We start from the raw sequence: 17,330 nt of genomic DNA on the forward strand, positions 1-17,330 counted from the left end.
GCCGTGGACGGCCGGGACCCCTACGCGTCTATTCGTCGCCGTGCGGGTGCTCGCTACCAGCGATACCAGCGGCCGCGACGGCCACCGCTGCCCGCCGGACGGACGAGGAAGCCGAGCAGCCAGACCACGAGCACGATGATCGCGATCCACCACAGGGCCTTGAGTGCGAAGCCCGCACCGAAAAGGATCAGGGCGAGCAGCAGAACCAGAAGCAAGGGAACCATGTCTATCAACCTCCGATCCGCCGAGTTCCCCCTTGTTGAGGGAACAAGCATGCGGATATCCATGACTGATTCCCGGATTCCGGGGCATGGGCGCTCGCTCCGAAGCCACGACGTTTAGCCCTTTCCTCGTCGGCAATCCGAAGGCCAGCACCAAGGACGATCAACACGTTGGGATGTGAAACCCGTGGCTGACAACCAGAAGGCACAGGCCAAGGCCGAGCAGACCAAGGGCAAGGCCAAGGAGACGCTGGGCCGCGCCGTGGGCAATGACCGCATGCGGGCCGAGGGCCGCGCGGAGAGCGCCAAGGGAGATGCCCGCGAGGCCCGGGAAAAGGTGAACGACAAGTTCCGACGCTGACGCGGGCGGTTATTTCACGGCTTCGGGCACCCCTGCACGACGCGTTCGACGTATTCGACATATGCGACGCATCCGATGGGGGTGCCCGAGGCCGTTTCCCGTTTCTCGCGGAACTTATATCTCCGGTCGGATTCGTTATGCGGCGGCCAGCTCGCACCACACGAACTTGCCCGGATCCCCGTTCGTGACGAGCGGCTGCCAGCCCCACTCGTCGGCGCAGGCCCCGACCAGCGCCAGCCCCCGTCCCTCTTCCGGCAGTTCCCCGGCCGACGCCGGACATCGCGGCGGTCCGGGCGGCTCGGGGTCGGCGTCACACACCCCGATCCGCAACACCCCCGCCACCCAGCGCACCCGCAGGGCGGCGGGGCCTTTCGTATGCCGTACGGCATTGGACACCAGCTCGGCGGCGAGCAGCTCGGCGACGTCGACGAGGCGGATGAACCCGTGGACGGTGAGGATCAGACGCAGGGTCCGACGGCTGACGGTGACGGCGCGCGGATCGTTGGGGATGTGGAGCGAGTACTCCCAGGGATCGTTTTCGGGCATGCGGAACTCCGTTCAACGGACGGGAGCGCAGCGTGTGCGACGCGTGACTGAGAGTAGGTATAACTCGTCATACGGAGCAAGCCGGTCGCGTAATCTGAGCCCGAACGAGTCGCGCCGACAGGCGTGTTGAATCGAGGAGCGACTGATGCCGCTGAGGCGCGAACCCACGGCACGACAAATGCGCCTGGGCATTGAGTTGCGCAGACTGCGTGAGGCGGCAGGACTCACCGCCGTCGAGGCAGCAGCACTGCTTGGGGCCGGTCGCGTCCAGATCAGCCACATCGAATCCGGACTCGCGGGCGTGAGCGAGGAGCGGCTGCGGCGCCTTGCTTCCCACTACGCCTGCACGGATGAGGAGTTCATCGGCGCCCTGGTCGCCATGGCCACCGACCGGACACGGGGTTGGTGGGAGGAGTACCGGGGATCACTGCCCACGTCGTTCCTGGATCTCGCCGAACTGGAGCATCACGCCGCGCTCTTGCACGAGGTGGTGTTCTTGTACGTACCGGGCCTCCTCCAGACGGAGGAATACGCCCGCGCACTTTTCTCGTCGCGAGTACCTGAACTCACCCAAAGAGAACTTGAGTTGCGCGTCAGCCATCGAGCGCGACGCCAGAAGAGCACCATCCCGTACGAGGTAGTGATCCACGAAGCGGCCCTGCGCATCAGGGTCAGCGACCGCGCCGCATCCCGGACGCAACTCACCAAGCTTCTGGAGCGATCGGAGGCGGACAACATCACCGTGCGCGTCATCCCGTTCGACCTGGACGGATTCTCCAGAGCATCGAGCACCATGTCGTACGTGGGTGGCGCCCTGCCCAAGCTGGACACAGTCGTACGAGACACGCCCCACGGCTCGGTCTTTCTCGACTCCGAAGCTCAGCTTGCCACTTACCGAATCCGCCTCCGTAAGGTGGAAGCGGTGTCACTCGAACCGGACCGGTCGCGTGACTTCATCCACGAGCTTCTGAAAGAGCTGTGAGGCACCCATGACCACGCTCAACAACTGGCGGAAGTCGTCCTACTCCGGGGAAGGCGACGGCAACGCCTGCGTCGAGATCGCCAACTCCCCCACCCACATAGCCGTCCGAGACTCAAAGGCCCCGGCCGAGGGGATCCTCACCCTCACGGCCGGAGCCTTCGTCCCGTTCATCGAGGCCCTGAAGGCCGCGACCCCCCGTTGAAACGCGTCACTGCTTCCCCGTGCCGACCGGGTCCACCGTGACCTCGTTGCCGGTGTCGGCGGTGACCGGGAGGTTGAGGCTGACCGACAGGGTCTTGGAGTGGGTCTCGTTGGGCGGGGTCACCTCGATCGCGGTGACGTCCACGCCCGAGCCGCCGGAGTTGTTCGGCGGGTAGTGCAGCGTGAAGCGGGTCGTGTCGCCGTTCTGGAGGACGACGGACACGGGAGTCACGTCGCTGCGCTTGGCGCTGAGCGGTCCCGAGGCGGCCTCGGACCGGAGGTCGACGCCGGGGAAGCCCTTGAGCGAGCACGCCTCGCCGGTGTTCTTCATGCGGACCACGAGGTCACCCTCGCCCATGCCGTGCGTGGAGCTGAACTCCAGGTTCGCGGTCTGGCACTGGCCGGTGTTGATCTGCCCGCCCCCGCTGCCGTCGGCGGAGCCGGACTCCGAGGTCGCCGAGTCGTCACCGCCGGAGGTGTTCGACGCGTTCTTGCCGGACGCGTTGCCCCCGCCGGAGGACTTACCGGAGGACGAGGAGGAGGAAGACGAAGAGTCCGAGCCCTTGCCGCTCGCGTCCGCGTCGCCGCCACCCTGGCAGGCCGTGAGCGAGAGACCCGCGGCGAGGGCCACGGCGGCGATGGTGAGCTTCTGAGCGCGCATCGTTTCTTCCTTCATGGTCGGTGCCGTCTGCGTTGCTGACCATGAAGACCCCGCCCGCCCGAACCTCGTTCCGTCGGGCCGCGCCCCCGTACATGCCTGTTACACGCGATTGCGGAACACGCGGGCGCCACTCCGCTCCCCGCCCCCATTTACCGGGGGCGGGGCGCCGTCACGGTCCCGCGGGCCGTGACACCACCCGCCGGGACAGATCCGTGACCGACCCGCCCTTGCACATCCCCGGCGGCACACTCTCTTCACGTGCGCCCCACGCCCCGGTTTCAGCGGTGCCCGGCCGGCACGGCCCCGTCACTCCACGGTGACCGACTTCGCAAGGTTGCGCGGCTGGTCGACCTCGTTCCCCCGCGCCGTCGCCAGTTCGCAGGCGAAGACCTGGAGCGGGACCGTGGCGACCAGGGGCTGGAGCAGGGTCGGCGTCACCGGGACCCGGACCAGGTGGTCCGCGTACGGGACCACCGCCTCGTCACCCTCCTCCGCGATGACGATGGTGCGGGCGCCGCGCGCGCGGATCTCCTGGATGTTGGAGACGATCTTGTCGTGGAGGACGGACCGGCCCCGGGGGGACGGCACGATGACGACCACCGGCAGGTCCTGCTCGATCAGCGCGATCGGTCCGTGCTTCAGCTCGCCCGCCGCGAAGCCCTCGGCGTGCATGTAGGCCAGTTCCTTGAGCTTCAGGGCGCCTTCCAGCGCGACCGGGTAACCCACGTGCCGGCCCAGGAACAGCACCGTGTTCTTGTCGGCGAGCGAGCGCGCCAGCTCCCGTACCGGCTCCATGGTCTCCAGGACACGGTCGACCGAGTGCGCGATCTCCGCGAGGTCCCGGACGACGGCCCGGATCTCGTCGCCCCACTTGGTGCCGCGCACCTGGCCCAGGTACAGGGCGACCAGGTAGCAGGCCACGAGCTGGGTCAGGAACGCCTTGGTCGAGGCCACCGCGACCTCCGGGCCCGCGTGCGTGTACAGCACCGCGTCCGACTCGCGCGGGATCGTCGAACCGTTGGTGTTGCAGATGGCCAGCACCTTGGAGCCCTGCTCACGGGCGTGCCGCAGCGCCATCAGGGTGTCCATGGTCTCCCCTGACTGGGAGATGGCGATCACCAGCGAGCGCGGGTCGAGGATCGGATCGCGGTAGCGGAACTCGCTGGCCAGCTCCACCTCGCAGGGAATCCGCGTCCAGTGCTCGATGGCGTACTTGGCGATCAGCCCGGCGTGGAAGGCCGTACCGCAGGCGACGATCACCACCTTGTTCACCTCGCGCAGCACACCCGTCGGGATGCGGACCTCGTCCAGTGCCAGCGTGCCCGCCGCGTCGATGCGGCCCAGGAGCGTGTCGGCGACCGCCTTGGGCTGCTCGGCGATCTCCTTGAGCATGAAGTAGTCGTAGCCGCCCTTCTCGGCGGCCGAGGCGTCCCAGTCGACGTGGTACGAGCGGACGTCGGCGGGCCGCCCGTCGAAGCCGGTGACCGTCACCCCGTCCCGGCGCAGCTCCACCACCTGGTCCTGGCCCAGCTCGATCGCCGAGCGGGTGTGCGCGATGAACGCGGCGACGTCCGAGGCGAGGAACGCCTCGCCCTCACCGACCCCGACGACGAGCGGGGAGTTGCGGCGGGCGCCGACGACCACGTCCGGCTCGTCCGCGTGCACGGCGACCAGCGTGAACGCGCCCTCCAGGCGCCGGCACACCAGCCGCATCGCCTCCGCCAGGTCCGCGCACGAGGAGAACTCCTCGGCGAGCAGATGCGCGACCACCTCGGTGTCCGTCTCGGAGGTCAGCTCGTGGCCGCGCTCGGCCAGCTCGGCACGGAGGGCGGCGAAGTTCTCGATGATGCCGTTGTGGACGACGGCGACGCGGCCCGCGTTGTCCAGGTGCGGGTGCGCGTTGGCGTCGGTGGGGCCGCCGTGCGTGGCCCACCGGGTGTGTCCGATCCCGGTGGAACCGCTCGGCAGCACCCCGTCGACCAGAGCCTTCTCCAGATTGACGAGCTTGCCGGCGCGTTTCGCCGCGGCCAGGCCGCCGTCCGCGAGCACCGCGACGCCCGCCGAGTCGTACCCCCGGTACTCCAGCCGCTTCAGTCCGGCGACCACCACGTCCAGCGCCGACTGCGAGCCCACGTATCCCACGATTCCGCACATGGGCGGCAGCCTACGGTCCCGGATCGGCGCCGTACCGGCACTTCGTGCCCGATATCGGATATTCACCGCCCCGGCGGGACGGCCCCTCAGCCCTCCTCTGCCGTCCCCGGCGGGCTCAGTCGCCCTGCTCGATGCGGTCGATCGCCTCCTGGACCAGGCCCAGGTACTCGGCCTCCTCGCAGCGCGGCTTGCTGCCGTGCTCGTACAGGGCGAGGCAGTCCGCCAGCTCCTCGTTCACGTCCTCGTCCGGCAGGTCGTCCACCGCCAGCTCGCTGCACACGCGCCCGGCGAAGTCCGGGGAGGAGGTGAATAAGGACCTGCGGCGTACGAAGTCACGGATGTGCACGGTTGTCACCAGTCCCAACCCCCCGTGATGCCCCAGGGCACGGCTCGGCCCCGGATGTCAGGGGAACGTATCCCCGTCCACCGTTCTGGTCCAGACCTCGCACACATCTGACGCACAGGCGACCGCTCCCGACCGCACCCGTCGCTTCGGGGGGCTACGGATGTCTCCCGGTGAGCGTGACGGAGCCCACCTGTCACCCTGTTCGACTTCCCGTAACAATGAAGTGTGATCTCACCGGTTACCACGTCGCCGCGGAGCGCCCACCGGCCCAGGCCGGAGGCGACTCCCTACGTCGACCTCACCCGTACCGAGTGGAGCGCGCTGCGCGACAAGACGCCGCTTCCGCTGACCGCCGAGGAGGTCGAGAAGCTGCGCGGCCTGGGCGACGTCATCGACCTCGACGAGGTGCGCGACATCTACCTGCCGCTGTCCCGCCTGCTCAACCTGTACGTCGGCGCCACCGACACCCTGCGCGGCGCCCTCAACACCTTCCTCGGCGAGCAGGGCTCCCAGTCCGGCACCCCGTTCGTCATAGGCGTCGCGGGGTCCGTCGCCGTCGGCAAGTCCACGGTCGCCCGGCTGCTCCAGGCCCTGCTGTCACGCTGGCCCGAGCACCCGCGGGTGGAACTGGTGACGACGGACGGCTTCCTGTTGCCCACCGCGGAGCTGGAGGCCCGCGGCATGATGTCCAGGAAGGGCTTCCCCGAGTCGTACGACCGCCGCGCCCTGACCCGCTTCGTCGCCGACATCAAGGCCGGCAAGGACGAGGTCACCGCGCCCGTCTACTCGCACCTGATCTACGACATCGTGCCCGGCGAGCGGCTGACCGTGCGCCGCCCCGACATCCTGATCGTCGAGGGCCTGAACGTGCTCCAGCCCGCCCTGCCCGGCAAGGACGGCCGCACCCGCGTCGGCCTCGCCGACTACTTCGACTTCAGCGTGTACGTCGACGCCCGCGCCGAGGACATCGAGCGCTGGTACCTCAACCGGTTCAAGAAGCTGCGCCAGACCGCCTTCCAGAACCCGTCCTCGTACTTCCGCAAGTACACCCAGGTCTCCGAGGAGGAGGCGCTGGACTACGCCCGCACCACCTGGCGAACCATCAACAAGCCCAACCTGCTGGAGAACGTGGCCCCGACCCGCGGCCGCGCCACCCTGGTCCTCCGCAAGGGCCGGGACCACAAGGTGCAACGGCTCAGCCTGCGCAAGCTGTAGCGATACGGCGGACCCGGCACAAGGCGCGGTGCTGCGGCGGCCGTTACCCTGCGCCCATGCTGCACTTGCGCCTCATCACTCCGCCCGGCCGGACCGACGACGTGGTGCGTCTGGTCGAGCGGACGGTCGGCACCGCCCATCTCGTGGTCCTGCCGGGCGCCGCCCGCAACCCGTCCGGCGACGTCGTCATGTGCGACGTCGCGCGCGAGGCGGGCGACGAACTGATCGCCGAGCTGCGGGAGCTGAAGATAGACACGGACGGTTCCATCGCCGTCGCGGACATCGATCTGTCCCTGTCGAAGCACGCGGACGAAGCGGAGGAGGCGGCGCCCGGCGAGGGCGCGGACGCCGTGCTGTGGGAGCAGCTCGAGGACGCGACGCACGAGGAGTCGACGCTCAACGTCACCTATCTCGCGTTCCTGACCGTCGCCACGATGCTCGCGGCCTGCGGTGTCATGCTCGACAACGCGATCCTGATCGTCGGCGCGATGGCGGTCGGCCCCGAGTTCGGGCCGCTGGCCGGAATCTCCACGGCCCTGGTGCAGCGCGCTCCGCGCCTGGTGGGGCGCTCGCTGTGGGCGCTGCTCGCCGGGTTCGCCGTCGCGATGGTGGTCACGGCCGGGTTCGCCCTGCTGATGGACGGCTTCGGCCTGTTCGAGAAGGCGATGGTGGAGGCGGAACGGCCCAACACCGCCTTCATCTGGAAGCCGGACTGGATGTCCTTCGTGGTCGCCTTCCTGGCCGGCATCGCGGGCACCCTCTCGCTCACCTCGGCCAAGTCCGGCGCCCTGATCGGCGTGGCCATCTCGGTGACGACGGTCCCGGCCGCGGCGAACGCGGCCGTGGCCCTCAGCTACGCCGACTACTCCCAGACCTGGGGCTCGACCTGGCAGCTCCTCGCCAACCTGGGCGGCATCGTGGTGGCCGGCACCCTCACGCTGCTCGCCCAGAAGTGGTTCTGGGCGAGACAGCGCGCGACAGCGCGCACGTGAACCGTTCCACCGGGCGAGCCGACCCGCCCGGTGACCGCCGACGGCCCGGCCCGCGCGCCTAGGGCGTGTTGCGAAAGTCCCGCCTGCCGCGCGACGCCATGCACGCCCTAGCCCAGCGCCGACTTCACCGCGTCCGCCAGCCGTCCGGCCACGGACCGGGCGTGGTCGATGTCCGCGGCCTCGACCATGACGCGGACCAGCGGCTCGGTGCCGGAGGGGCGCAGCAGCACCCGCCCGGTGGAGCCGAGTTCGCGCTCGGCGTCGGTGACGGCGGCGGCCAGTTCGGCGGAGGTCTTCACGCGGGACTTGTCGACGTCCGGGACGTTGATGAGCACCTGCGGCAGCCGCTCCATGACGGACGCGAGGTCCTTGAGCGTGCGGCCGGTCTCGGCGACCTGGGCCGCGAGCAGCAGCCCGGTCAGCGTGCCGTCACCGGTGGTGGCGTGGTCGAGGATGATGACGTGCCCGGACTGCTCGCCGCCGAGGGCGTAGCCGTGCTCCTTCATCTCCTCCAGCACGTAGCGGTCGCCGACCGCCGTCTGGACGAAGGAGACGCCCTCGCGCTCCATGGCGAGCTTGAAGCCCAGGTTGGACATGACCGTCGCGACGACGGTGTCGGAGCGCAGTGCGGAACGCTCCCGCATCGCCAGCGCGAGCACGGCCAGGATCTGGTCGCCGTCGACCTCCTCGCCGGTGTGGTCCACGGCGAGGCAGCGGTCGGCGTCGCCGTCGTGCGCGATGCCCAGGTGGGCGCCGTGCTCGACGACGGCGGCCTTCAGCAGGCTGAGGTGGGTGGAGCCGCAGCCGTCGTTGATGTTGAGCCCGTCCGGCTCGGTGCCGATCGTGACGATCTCCGCGCCGGCCCGCCGGAACGCCTCGGGCGACACCCGAAAGGCCGCGCCGTGCGCCTCGTCCAGGACGACCTTCAGCCCCTCGAGCCGGTTCGGCAGGGCGCCGACCAGGTGGGACACGTAGTCGTCGGAGCCCTCGTCGCAGGAGGTGACGCGGCCGACGCCGGCGCCGGTCGGGCGGTCCCAGGGGGCGCCGGTGCGGTGCTCCTCGTAGACGGACTCGATCCGGTCCTCCAGCTCGTCGGCGAGCTTGTGGCCGCCGCGCGCGAAGAACTTGATCCCGTTGTCGGGCATCGCGTTGTGGCTGGCGGACAGCATCACGCCGAGGTCGGCGCCCCGGGCGCCGGTCAGGTAGGCCACCGCCGGGGTGGGCAGCACGCCGACCCGCAGCACGTCGACGCCCGCGCTGGCGAGCCCCGCGACGACCGCGGCCTCCAGGAACTCCCCGGACGCGCGCGGATCACGTCCGACGACCGCCTTCGGCCGGTGGCCCTCGAACGTGCCCGCCTCGGCCAGTACGTGCGCCGCCGCGACGGAGAGACCGAGTGCCATCTCGGCCGTCAGATCCGCATTGGCGACACCGCGCACGCCGTCCGTGCCGAAGAGTCGTCCCACTTGCTGTCCTCCGAACTGTCGGAATTCCCCGAAGAGGCTGTGCCCAGCCTCCGGCCCTGATCGCCCATCCCTGACGAGGGCTCAAAAAGTCAGTATGGCTTCGATAAACATCCGAGCATGCAAACCTTTGAACGCCTTATGCCGTTATACGCCCACTGCTGTGATAAACGAACGCCCCGGCGGCACACAGCGTGCCGCCGGGGCGAACGAACGTACGAGGCAGCGATTAACGCTTGCTGTACTGCGGGGCCTTACGGGCCTTCTTGAGACCGGCCTTCTTGCGCTCGACCGCACGGTCGTCGCGCTTGAGGAAGCCGGCCTTCTTCAGGGCGCCGCGGTTGTTGTCCACGTCCGCCTCGTTCAGGGCGCGGGCCACGCCGAGGCGCAGGGCACCGGCCTGACCGGAGACACCGCCACCCGCGATGCGGGCGACGACGTCGTAGCGGCCCTCGAGCTCGAGCACCTTGAAGGGCTCGTTGACTTCCTGCTGGTGGACCTTGTTCGGGAAGTAGTCCTCGAGCGTGCGCCCGTTGATCTTCCACTTGCCGGAGCCCGGGACGATCCGGACGCGGGCGATGGCGTTCTTGCGACGGCCCAGGCCGGCGGCCGGCTGCGGGTCGCCGAAGCGGGACGCCATCGACTCCGAGGTGTACTCGCCCTCGACGGGCACCTCGGACTCGGTGGTGTACTGGTCGATGTCGACGAGCTCAGTCTCTTCGACCGGCTGCTCAACGGTGGTCTCGGCCACGATTCTCCTCAGATTTCTTTTCGTCTTAGGGGGTGGCCGGAACTACTGCGCGACCTGGGTGATCTCGAACGGCACCGGCTGCTGGGCAGCGTGCGGGTGCTGGTCGCCCGAGTAGACCTTCAGCTTCGAGAGCATCTGACGGCCCAGGGTGTTCTTGGGGAGCATGCCCTTGACGGCCTTTTCCACGGCCTTCTCGGGGTTCTTGTCCAGCAGCTCGTCGTAACGGACGGAGCGCAGACCACCCGGGTAGCCGGAGTGGCGGTAGGCCATCTTCTGCGTCCGCTTGTTGCCGGACAGGTGCACCTTGTCGGCGTTGATGATGATGACGAAGTCACCAGCGTCGACGTGCGGCGCGTAGATCGGCTTGTGCTTGCCCCGCAGAAGGGTGGCGGCGGTGGTCGCCAGACGGCCCAGGACGACGTCCTGAGCGTCGATGACGTGCCACTGGCGAGTGATGTCGCCGGGCTTGGGGCTGTACGTACGCACGGTTCGTAGCCTTCGCTTCTTCAGTGAAATGGGTCCTGACAAGGTCACCGAAGACGATCACGACAGCCCTGACCGCACCGCGGTGACGCAAACCGCGTGCTGGTCGCTGGTCATCGGCCCGGTGGACCGGTGTAAGGGCCCCTCACGTGAGAATGAGCAAGCCAATACACATAACGAACTGCAAGAGTACCCGTGGTGCCCCGGACGGGTCAAAACGCACCCGCACCACCCACCCGGCGGCTACCGCGACCGGCCCCGATACCGCTAAGGGACCGCACGCCCCTCCCGCACCTCACCCTCCCGTACGGGAGCCGGAGCACGTACGGGAGCCGGAGCACGTACGGGCCCGCGCCGCACGAGCCGCCCGCGCCACACGAGCCGCTCCGGCCGCCCGCCCGGCCGCCCCGCGCCCGCCGCCACCGCGACGGCCAGCACACACAGCGTGCAGCAGTCCCTAAAGGCCCGCCGGGTGATCGGTTCCAGATAAGGCCAGGTCACACCGGGCAGCTGCGGCACCAGCGCCAGCCAGAACCACGGCCCGCGCGCCACCGCCCCCGCCCCGAGCACCCCCGCGAGCAGCACCGGCACCACCACCAGCAGATAGTGGTCGTACGAGGGCCGGGAGACCAGGAACGCCGAGAGCATCAGCGCCGCCGCCGTCTCCGTGACCCGCGCCGGTGACGGATCACCCCGCCGCCACCGCCGGTACGCGCACCACACCCCGCACCCCGCACCGCCGAGCGCCAGCACCGCGGCCGCCCCCGCCGGCACCCCGAGCCGGGGCAGCACCGCCCCCGGCGACGCCTCGTAGAGCCGTACGAAGCCGTCCCGCCCGCTCAGCAGGAACGGCAGCGTCCGCGTGAAGAACCCGGCCGGGTCCGGCATCAGCAGCGCCGCCCCGCCGGACGCCGCCGCCGGCACCAGCACCGCCGCGGCCAGCGCCCGCCACCGCCCCGCGAACACGAACAGCAGCGCCACCGGCGCGAGCAACGGCTTCAGCGCCACCGCGGCACCGATCACGGCACCCGCGGCGACCCACCGCCCCCGCACCGCGCACAGCAGCGCCAGCGGCAGCGCGACCGCCGCCGTCACGGTCCAGTTGCCGAGCCGCACCAGATGCCCGAAGGGCGCGAAGCCCGCCGCGAGCCCGGCCAGCCCCAGCACCGCGAACCGGCTGCGCCACGGAACCCCGTGGATACGCAGACAGGCGCCCCAGCCCGCCACCAGCAGCGCCGTCACCGTCACCGGGACCAGCACCCGCAGCACCGCCACCGGAAGCAGCGCCTGCGGCACCGCCGCGAGGACCGCGCTCGGCAGATACAGGAAGTGCGGGTCGGCGTAGGGCGAGCCGCCGTCCAGCCAGGCGCGGGCCGCCCGTACGACGATCGCGTTGTCCATCCCGCCGTCCGGGGCCGCGTGCGCGACCGCCGCCGCCGGGGCCGCCAGGACCGCCGCCGCCGCGACCCACGCCTGCCAGGGGGCGCGACGCACCAACCACCCGGAGATGTCACTTTTGCCCGTGTGCATTCAGGTCACGCTAGGGGCTCGACTCTCCCCCGCCCCGGAACGGCACCCCCCTTGCCCCGTCTAAGATGCGCCCCATGAGTTATGGGCAGGGGGAGCCTCCGTGGGATCCCTGGAAACCGGGTTCTCAGCAACAGCAGCAGTGGGACAACCGGACGCCGGACTGGGCGGCACTCGCCGAGGCGTCCGAGTCACGCAACAAGCGCCGGAAACTGCTGCTGATCGGCGGCGCGGCAGTGGCCACGGTCGCGGTCGGCGCCGCGGTCGCCGTGGCGGTCGTCTCGGCCAACGGCGACAGCCAGGCCGACAACAAACCGACCAACCTGCCCGCCACCGCCGACCTGCCCAGCGGCAGCGGCACGGCGGACCCCTCCTTCGAGCCGACCTCGGCCCCTCCGCCGCTGGACCCGAAGGACTTCATCTCCAGCGCCGGGAAGGACACCGCGCCGATCAGCCCGGACATCCTCTTCCCCGGCACGCAGCTCACGGTCGGTGAGCGGGTCTACGCCAAGGGCCCGAAGACCTCGACCACGGACTGCGCCTCCGCCGCGCTGAAGACCCTCCCCGCGGTGCTCACCAAGAACGACTGCACCCGCGTCATGCGCGTCACCTACTCCAAGGACGGCGTCGCGGTGACCATCGGTGTCGCCCTCTTCGACACCGAGGCCCAGGCGTCCGCGGTCAAGAAGGAAGCCGACAAGAAGAGCATCATCGCCTCGCTCTCCGGTTCCGGCGTCCCCGCCTTCTGCCGCACGGCCGTCTGCCGCTCGACGACGAACTCCTACGGCCGCTACGCCTACTTCACGCTCGCCGGCTTCACCAACGGCAAGGACGTGACGGAGAAGGACGAGGACGTCTTCACGACCGGCGACGACCTGGCCCGCTTCAGTTTCAACCAGATCCACCGCCGCGGCGAGGCCCAGGCGTCGGCGGCGGCGAACCAGTAGGGCCGTCACCGCCCGGGGTGCGCGGCCCGCGCACCCCTGTCCGGCCCTTCCCCTCTCAGCAGCAGTCCGCCCCCGGCAGCGTCCGCTTGTTCCGCGCCTGACTGCTCCGCGCGGCCAGCAGTTCGTCGGCCGGATAGCCGACCTCCTCCAGGGTCAGCCCGTGCGGCCGTACGACGTGCACGGCCGAGTCGCGCACCCCGGCGGCCAGCACCTTCCCCGGCCACTCGGGACCGCGGTGCCCGTCCCCCACGAACAGCAACGCCCCGATCAGCGAGCGCACCATGTTGTGGCAGAAGGCGTCGGCCCGCACGGTCGCCGTGACGACCCCGTCGTCCCCGCGTACGAGGCTCAGCTCCTGGAGCGTACGGATGGTCGTCGCGCCCTCGCGCCGCTTGCAGTAGGCGGCGAAGTCGTGCTCGCCGAGCAGCTGCCGCGCGGCCTCGTTCATGGCGTCGACGTCCAGCGGCCAGTCGTGCCACAGGACGTGCCCGCGCAGCAGCGGGTCGACGCCCCCGGGATGATCGGTGACGCGATACGCGTACCGCCGCCAGATCGCGGAGAACCGTGCGTTGAACCCGCTCGGCGCCTCGGCCAGCGACCACACCCGCACGTCCTTCGGCAGCCGCCCCGCGAGCCGCTTGAGCAGCTTCTCCCGATGCCCGGCCCACAGCTCCTCCGGCAGATCGACATGCGCGACCTGCCCCCGCGCGTGCACCCCGGCATCCGTCCGCCCGGCCACGGTCAGCTCGTACGTGGTCTCCTTCGACCGCGTCACGGTCCGCAGCGCGTCCTCGATCTCGCCCTGCACGGTCCGCCGCCCGCCGGCCTGCTTGGCCCACCCGGAGAATTCGCTCCCGTCGTACGACAGGTCCATCCGCACCCGTACGAACCCGGGCTCCGCCTCGTCACTCACACACAGATCCTCTCAGGTACGCGAAAGCGGGCCCGTCCCGAAGGGACGGACCCGCTCACGGCAAGGCAGAGCCTCAGGCATCCTTGGCGTCCTCACCAGCCGCTTCCGCGGCGGGCTCGTCCGTGGTCTCCTCGGACGTGGCCTCGACGGCCTCGTCCTGCTTCGGCTCGTCCTTCTTCAGGGCGTCTTCCTTGACGGCACGCTTGGTGGCCGCCTCGGCCTCACCGGTGGCCTCCTGGGCCACGGTCAGGGCCTCCACCAGCTCGATGACGGCCATGGGCGCGTTGTCGCCACGGCGGTTACCGATCTTGGTGATACGGGTGTAGCCACCCGGGCGGTTCTCGTAGCGCGGGCCGATCTCGGTGAAGAGCGTGTGGACGACGCTCTTGTCCGTGATGACCTGGAGCACCTGACGGCGGTTGTGAAGGTCGCCCTTCTTCGCCTTGGTGACCAGACGCTCGGCGTACGGACGCAGGCGACGGGCCTTGGCCTCCGTGGTGGTGATGCGGCCGTGCTCGAAGAGGCTCTTCGCGAGGTTCGCGAGAAGCAGCTTCTCGTGCGCGGCACTGCCGCCCAGACGGGCACCCTTGGTGGGCTTCGGCATGGTGTTTCTCCTAGGTGTCTGCCCCGGCCGTATCAGGTACCGAGGTCAGTATCCGAGCGGGCGGTTGCCCGTCGGAGACCCCGCGCCCGCAAGGGGCGCGGGGAGGTGTCGATCTGCGGCTGCCGCCGCGTGGGCGCGACCAGCCACAGCGGGCCCGCAGCAGAGTACGGACCGGCCGGCCCGAGCTCTTAGTACTGCTCGGTCTCGACGAAGCCCGCATCGGCGTCGTCATCCGCGCCGAACGCGTCCGCCGCAGCGGTCGGGTCGAACCCGGGAGGCGAGTCCTTCAGCGCAAGGCCCATGCCGGCGAGCTTGGCCTTGACCTCGTCGATGGACTTCGCACCGAAGTTACGGATGTCGAGCAGGTCCGCCTCGGAGCGGGCGACCAGCTCACCCACGGAGTGGATGCCCTCACGCTTGAGGCAGTTGTACGAGCGAACGGTGAGCTCGAGCTCCTCGATCGGCAGCGCCAGATCGGCGGCGAGGGCGGCGTCCGTCGGGGACGGACCCATGTCGATGCCCTCGGCGTCGATGTTCAGCTCGCGGGCGAGACCGAACAGCTCGACCAGGGTCTTGCCGGCGGAGGCCATGGCGTCACGGGGACGCATCGCCTGCTTGGTCTCGACGTCGACGATCAGCTTGTCGAAGTCGGTCCGCTGCTCGACACGCGTGGCCTCGACCTTGTACGTGACCTTGAGAACCGGCGAGTAGATCGAGTCGACCGGGATGCGCCCGATCTCCTGACCGACCTGCTTGTTCTGGACGGCGGAGACGTAGCCGCGACCGCGCTCGACGGTCAGCTCCATCTCCAGCTTGCCCTTGCCGTTGAGCGTGGCGAGGACGAGGTCGGGGTTGTGCACCTCGACACCGGCCGGGGGCGCGATGTCGGCGGCGGTGACCAGACCCGGACCCTGCTTGCGCAGATACATCACGACCGGCTCGTCGTGCTCCGAGGAGACGACCAGCTGCTTGATGTTGAGGATCAGGTCGGTGACGTCCTCCTTGACGCCCGGCACGGTGGTGAACTCGTGCAGAACGCCGTCGATGCGGATGGACGTGACCGCCGCACCCGGGATCGAGGAGAGGAGCGTACGGCGGAGGGAGTTGCCGAGGGTGTAGCCGAAGCCCGGCTCCAGCGGCTCGATCACGAACCGGGAGCGGAACTCGTCGACGACCTCTTCGGTCAACGAGGGACGCTGAGCGATCAGCATGCGTTGTTCCTTCAGTCAGGGGCGCCCGCTATTTGACGCCCTGAGTCACCGGGCAGAGCCCGACGTACTTCACTACAAGGGTACGGGCGGTACGACCTGTAAGAGCCGTACCGCCCGAAAACCCGGACCCGAAGGCCGTGCGTCAGACGCGACGACGCTTCGGCGGACGGCAGCCGTTGTGCGGGGTGGGGGTGACGTCCTGGATCGAGCCGACCTCGAGGCCCGTGGCCTGGAGGGAGCGGATCGCGGTCTCACGGCCGGAGCCGGGACCCTTGACGAAGACGTCGACCTTGCGCATGCCGTGCTCCTGGGCGCGGCGGGCGGCCGACTCGGCGGCCATCTGCGCGGCGAAGGGGGTGGACTTGCGCGAGCCCTTGAAGCCGACGTGGCCGGCGGAGGCCCAGGAGATCACGTTGCCGGTCGGGTCCGTGATCGAGACGATCGTGTTGTTGAACGTGCTCTTGATGTGCGCGTGGCCGTGAGCGACGTTCTTCTTTTCCTTGCGGCGCACCTTCTTGGCAGCGCCCTGACGTCCCTTGGGGGGCATGTCTTGTTCTCCTACGGGAGGTGGTCGGTCCTACAGCGAAGACCGCTGGAATGCGGCTCCGGGGCAGGCCCCGGACGACCGCAGCGTCCGCTGAGGACTACTTCTTGCCCGGCTTCTTCTTACCGGCGATCGCGCGACGCGGGCCCTTGCGGGTACGAGCGTTCGTGCTGGTGCGCTGGCCGTGGACGGGCAGGCCGCGGCGGTGACGCAGACCCTGGTAGCAGCCGATCTCGACCTTGCGGCGGATGTCGGCCTGAATCTCGCGACGGAGGTCACCCTCGGTCTTGATGTTGTTGTCCACGTACTCGCGGATCTTGACCAGCTCCTCCTCGGAGAGGTCACGAACGCGGGTGTTCGGGTCGACGCCGGTCTCGGCCAGCGTCTGCTGCGAAAGGGTCCGGCCGATGCCGAACACGTAGGTGAGGGCGACCTCCACACGCTTCTCGCGCGGGATGTCGACACCGGAAACGCGTGCCATTCAATGGCTCCAGTTGTCGTTCGGAGGTCTTCCGCAGAACCGGATCCCGCCCGCCGTCCTCGCCTCGTGCACGCACGGGAGATTCGGTACGGACCGGGTCCCCGGCCTCCGACCGGGGGTGTCGGACCCGATGAGACTCAGGTCCGGGTTCTGCGTATGAACATGTACTGCTTGCGTCGCGCGAAATATCTGCGGATGCAGAAGGTGCGGTCGTGCGTCAGCCCTGGCGCTGCTTGTGGCGCGGGTTGTCGCAGATGACCATGACCCGGCCGTGACGGCGGATCACCCTGCACTTGTCGCAGATCTTCTTGACGCTCGGCTTGACCTTCATTGGGTGAGGTTCTCCGGGTCAGTGCCATCACCCCGCACGGCGGCGGGGCGCGGGCAAGATCTACTTGTAGCGGTAAACGATCCGGCCACGCGTCAGGTCGTACGGAGACAGCTCCACCACGACCCGGTCGTCAGGGAGGATGCGGATGTAGTGCATGCGCATCTTGCCGCTGATGTGTGCCAGGACCTGGTGGCCGTTCTGGAGCTCGACCTTGAACATGGCGTTCGGCAGAGACTCGACGACAGTGCCCTCGATCTCGATGGCACCTTGCTTCTTGGCCACGCTTCGCCCTTCGAATCGACTACCTTGATCGACTCCGTGCGAGCGCATGCAGGCATACGGGTGCACTAGAGCCGACGAGTCAGTCTACGTCAGCGCACCCGGAAAGACGAATCG

The 17,330-nt window shown here is 69.4% G+C and carries 22 protein-coding genes; 6 read left to right on the forward strand and 16 right to left on the reverse strand.

Features of this window, described 5'->3' with window-relative positions; genetic code table 11:
- Positions 1-53: 53 nt before the first annotated feature.
- On the reverse strand, positions 54-224 hold the full coding sequence (locus ACFV6E_RS27010; RefSeq protein ID WP_385161390.1) for a hydrophobic protein: 171 nt from the start codon (positions 222-224) through the stop codon (positions 54-56).
- A 184-nt stretch (positions 225-408) separates the two neighbouring features.
- Here ACFV6E_RS27010 and ACFV6E_RS27015 point away from each other — a divergent pair, with 184 nt between their 5' ends.
- Positions 409-582: a CsbD family protein gene (locus ACFV6E_RS27015; RefSeq protein ID WP_385161388.1), complete on the forward strand. Its 174-nt coding sequence runs from the start codon at positions 409-411 to the stop codon at positions 580-582.
- A 135-nt stretch (positions 583-717) separates the two neighbouring features.
- Here ACFV6E_RS27015 and ACFV6E_RS27020 read toward each other — a convergent pair whose 3' ends face one another.
- Positions 718-1,128: an ATP-binding protein gene (locus tag ACFV6E_RS27020; RefSeq protein WP_385161386.1), complete on the reverse strand. Its 411-nt coding sequence runs from the start codon at positions 1,126-1,128 to the stop codon at positions 718-720.
- A gap of 145 nt (positions 1,129-1,273) precedes the next feature.
- On the opposite strand from ACFV6E_RS27020, the gene ACFV6E_RS27025 reads away from it, so the two are divergent.
- Positions 1,274-2,110: a helix-turn-helix domain-containing protein gene (locus ACFV6E_RS27025; RefSeq protein WP_385161384.1), complete on the forward strand. Its 837-nt coding sequence runs from the start codon at positions 1,274-1,276 to the stop codon at positions 2,108-2,110.
- 7 nt (positions 2,111-2,117) lie between these two features.
- Positions 2,118-2,312, forward strand: a complete 195-nt coding sequence (locus tag ACFV6E_RS27030) for a DUF397 domain-containing protein (protein ID WP_385161382.1) — start codon at positions 2,118-2,120, stop codon at positions 2,310-2,312.
- A 6-nt stretch (positions 2,313-2,318) separates the two neighbouring features.
- Here ACFV6E_RS27030 and ACFV6E_RS27035 read toward each other — a convergent pair whose 3' ends face one another.
- The 3 genes from ACFV6E_RS27035 to ACFV6E_RS27045 form a co-directional block, all read right to left on the reverse strand.
- On the reverse strand, positions 2,319-2,972 hold the full coding sequence (locus ACFV6E_RS27035; RefSeq protein ID WP_385161380.1) for a DUF4232 domain-containing protein: 654 nt from the start codon (positions 2,970-2,972) through the stop codon (positions 2,319-2,321).
- Positions 2,973-3,278: 306 nt separating this feature from the next.
- A complete protein-coding gene (glmS, locus tag ACFV6E_RS27040; protein ID WP_385161378.1) occupies positions 3,279-5,126 on the reverse strand; it encodes a glutamine--fructose-6-phosphate transaminase (isomerizing) in 1,848 nt (615 codons plus the stop codon).
- 115 nt (positions 5,127-5,241) lie between these two features.
- Positions 5,242-5,406, reverse strand: a complete 165-nt coding sequence (locus tag ACFV6E_RS27045) for a hypothetical protein (protein ID WP_385161376.1) — start codon at positions 5,404-5,406, stop codon at positions 5,242-5,244.
- 291 nt (positions 5,407-5,697) lie between these two features.
- Between ACFV6E_RS27045 and coaA the strand changes: the two genes are divergently transcribed.
- Together coaA and ACFV6E_RS27055 are read left to right on the forward strand one after the other, a co-directional pair.
- On the forward strand, positions 5,698-6,687 hold the full coding sequence (gene coaA / locus ACFV6E_RS27050) for a type I pantothenate kinase (RefSeq protein WP_385465153.1): 990 nt from the start codon (positions 5,698-5,700) through the stop codon (positions 6,685-6,687).
- A gap of 56 nt (positions 6,688-6,743) precedes the next feature.
- Entirely contained in the window at positions 6,744-7,679 is a 936-nt protein-coding gene (locus ACFV6E_RS27055) for a DUF389 domain-containing protein (RefSeq protein ID WP_385161372.1), read from the forward strand.
- Between the two features lie 107 nt (positions 7,680-7,786).
- Here ACFV6E_RS27055 and glmM read toward each other — a convergent pair whose 3' ends face one another.
- The 4 genes from glmM to ACFV6E_RS27075 form a co-directional block, all read right to left on the reverse strand.
- On the reverse strand, positions 7,787-9,145 hold the full coding sequence (gene glmM / locus ACFV6E_RS27060) for a phosphoglucosamine mutase (RefSeq protein ID WP_385465156.1): 1,359 nt from the start codon (positions 9,143-9,145) through the stop codon (positions 7,787-7,789).
- A gap of 226 nt (positions 9,146-9,371) precedes the next feature.
- Positions 9,372-9,893, reverse strand: a complete 522-nt coding sequence (gene rpsI, locus ACFV6E_RS27065) for a 30S ribosomal protein S9 (RefSeq protein WP_385161368.1) — start codon at positions 9,891-9,893, stop codon at positions 9,372-9,374.
- A 42-nt stretch (positions 9,894-9,935) separates the two neighbouring features.
- On the reverse strand, positions 9,936-10,379 hold the full coding sequence (gene rplM / locus ACFV6E_RS27070) for a 50S ribosomal protein L13 (protein WP_385161366.1): 444 nt from the start codon (positions 10,377-10,379) through the stop codon (positions 9,936-9,938).
- Between the two features lie 264 nt (positions 10,380-10,643).
- Positions 10,644-11,906 carry a glycosyltransferase 87 family protein gene (locus ACFV6E_RS27075; RefSeq protein ID WP_385465159.1) on the reverse strand — a complete coding sequence of 421 codons (1,263 nt, stop codon included), beginning with the start codon at positions 11,904-11,906 and terminating at the stop codon, positions 10,644-10,646.
- A gap of 74 nt (positions 11,907-11,980) precedes the next feature.
- Between ACFV6E_RS27075 and ACFV6E_RS27080 the strand changes: the two genes are divergently transcribed.
- Positions 11,981-12,850 carry a hypothetical protein gene (locus tag ACFV6E_RS27080; protein ID WP_385465162.1) on the forward strand — a complete coding sequence of 290 codons (870 nt, stop codon included), beginning with the start codon at positions 11,981-11,983 and terminating at the stop codon, positions 12,848-12,850.
- A 55-nt stretch (positions 12,851-12,905) separates the two neighbouring features.
- Here ACFV6E_RS27080 and truA read toward each other — a convergent pair whose 3' ends face one another.
- The 7 genes from truA to infA form a co-directional block, all read right to left on the reverse strand.
- Positions 12,906-13,763, reverse strand: a complete 858-nt coding sequence (truA, locus tag ACFV6E_RS27085; protein WP_385161360.1) for a tRNA pseudouridine(38-40) synthase TruA — start codon at positions 13,761-13,763, stop codon at positions 12,906-12,908.
- 73 nt (positions 13,764-13,836) lie between these two features.
- Positions 13,837-14,367 carry a 50S ribosomal protein L17 gene (gene rplQ / locus ACFV6E_RS27090; RefSeq protein ID WP_385465165.1) on the reverse strand — a complete coding sequence of 177 codons (531 nt, stop codon included), beginning with the start codon at positions 14,365-14,367 and terminating at the stop codon, positions 13,837-13,839.
- Positions 14,368-14,555: 188 nt separating this feature from the next.
- Positions 14,556-15,578, reverse strand: a complete 1,023-nt coding sequence (locus ACFV6E_RS27095) for a DNA-directed RNA polymerase subunit alpha (RefSeq protein WP_003966937.1) — start codon at positions 15,576-15,578, stop codon at positions 14,556-14,558.
- A gap of 142 nt (positions 15,579-15,720) precedes the next feature.
- Complete coding sequence (gene rpsK / locus ACFV6E_RS27100) at positions 15,721-16,125, reverse strand: 30S ribosomal protein S11 (protein ID WP_003948617.1); 405 nt, start codon at positions 16,123-16,125, stop codon at positions 15,721-15,723.
- Between the two features lie 97 nt (positions 16,126-16,222).
- The gene (rpsM, locus tag ACFV6E_RS27105) at positions 16,223-16,603 is read right to left on the reverse strand and encodes a 30S ribosomal protein S13 (RefSeq protein ID WP_385161356.1); all 381 of its coding nucleotides are present in this window, start codon (positions 16,601-16,603) and stop codon (positions 16,223-16,225) included.
- A 217-nt stretch (positions 16,604-16,820) separates the two neighbouring features.
- Positions 16,821-16,934, reverse strand: a complete 114-nt coding sequence (gene rpmJ / locus ACFV6E_RS27110) for a 50S ribosomal protein L36 (protein ID WP_003974245.1) — start codon at positions 16,932-16,934, stop codon at positions 16,821-16,823.
- 60 nt (positions 16,935-16,994) lie between these two features.
- Complete coding sequence (gene infA, locus ACFV6E_RS27115; RefSeq protein WP_003948620.1) at positions 16,995-17,216, reverse strand: translation initiation factor IF-1; 222 nt, start codon at positions 17,214-17,216, stop codon at positions 16,995-16,997.
- Between the last annotated feature and the right edge of the window lie 114 nt (positions 17,217-17,330).

Origin of the sequence: Streptomyces sp. NPDC059785, assembly GCF_042732375.1 — a bacterium.
GTDB lineage: Bacteria > Actinomycetota > Actinomycetes > Streptomycetales > Streptomycetaceae > Streptomyces.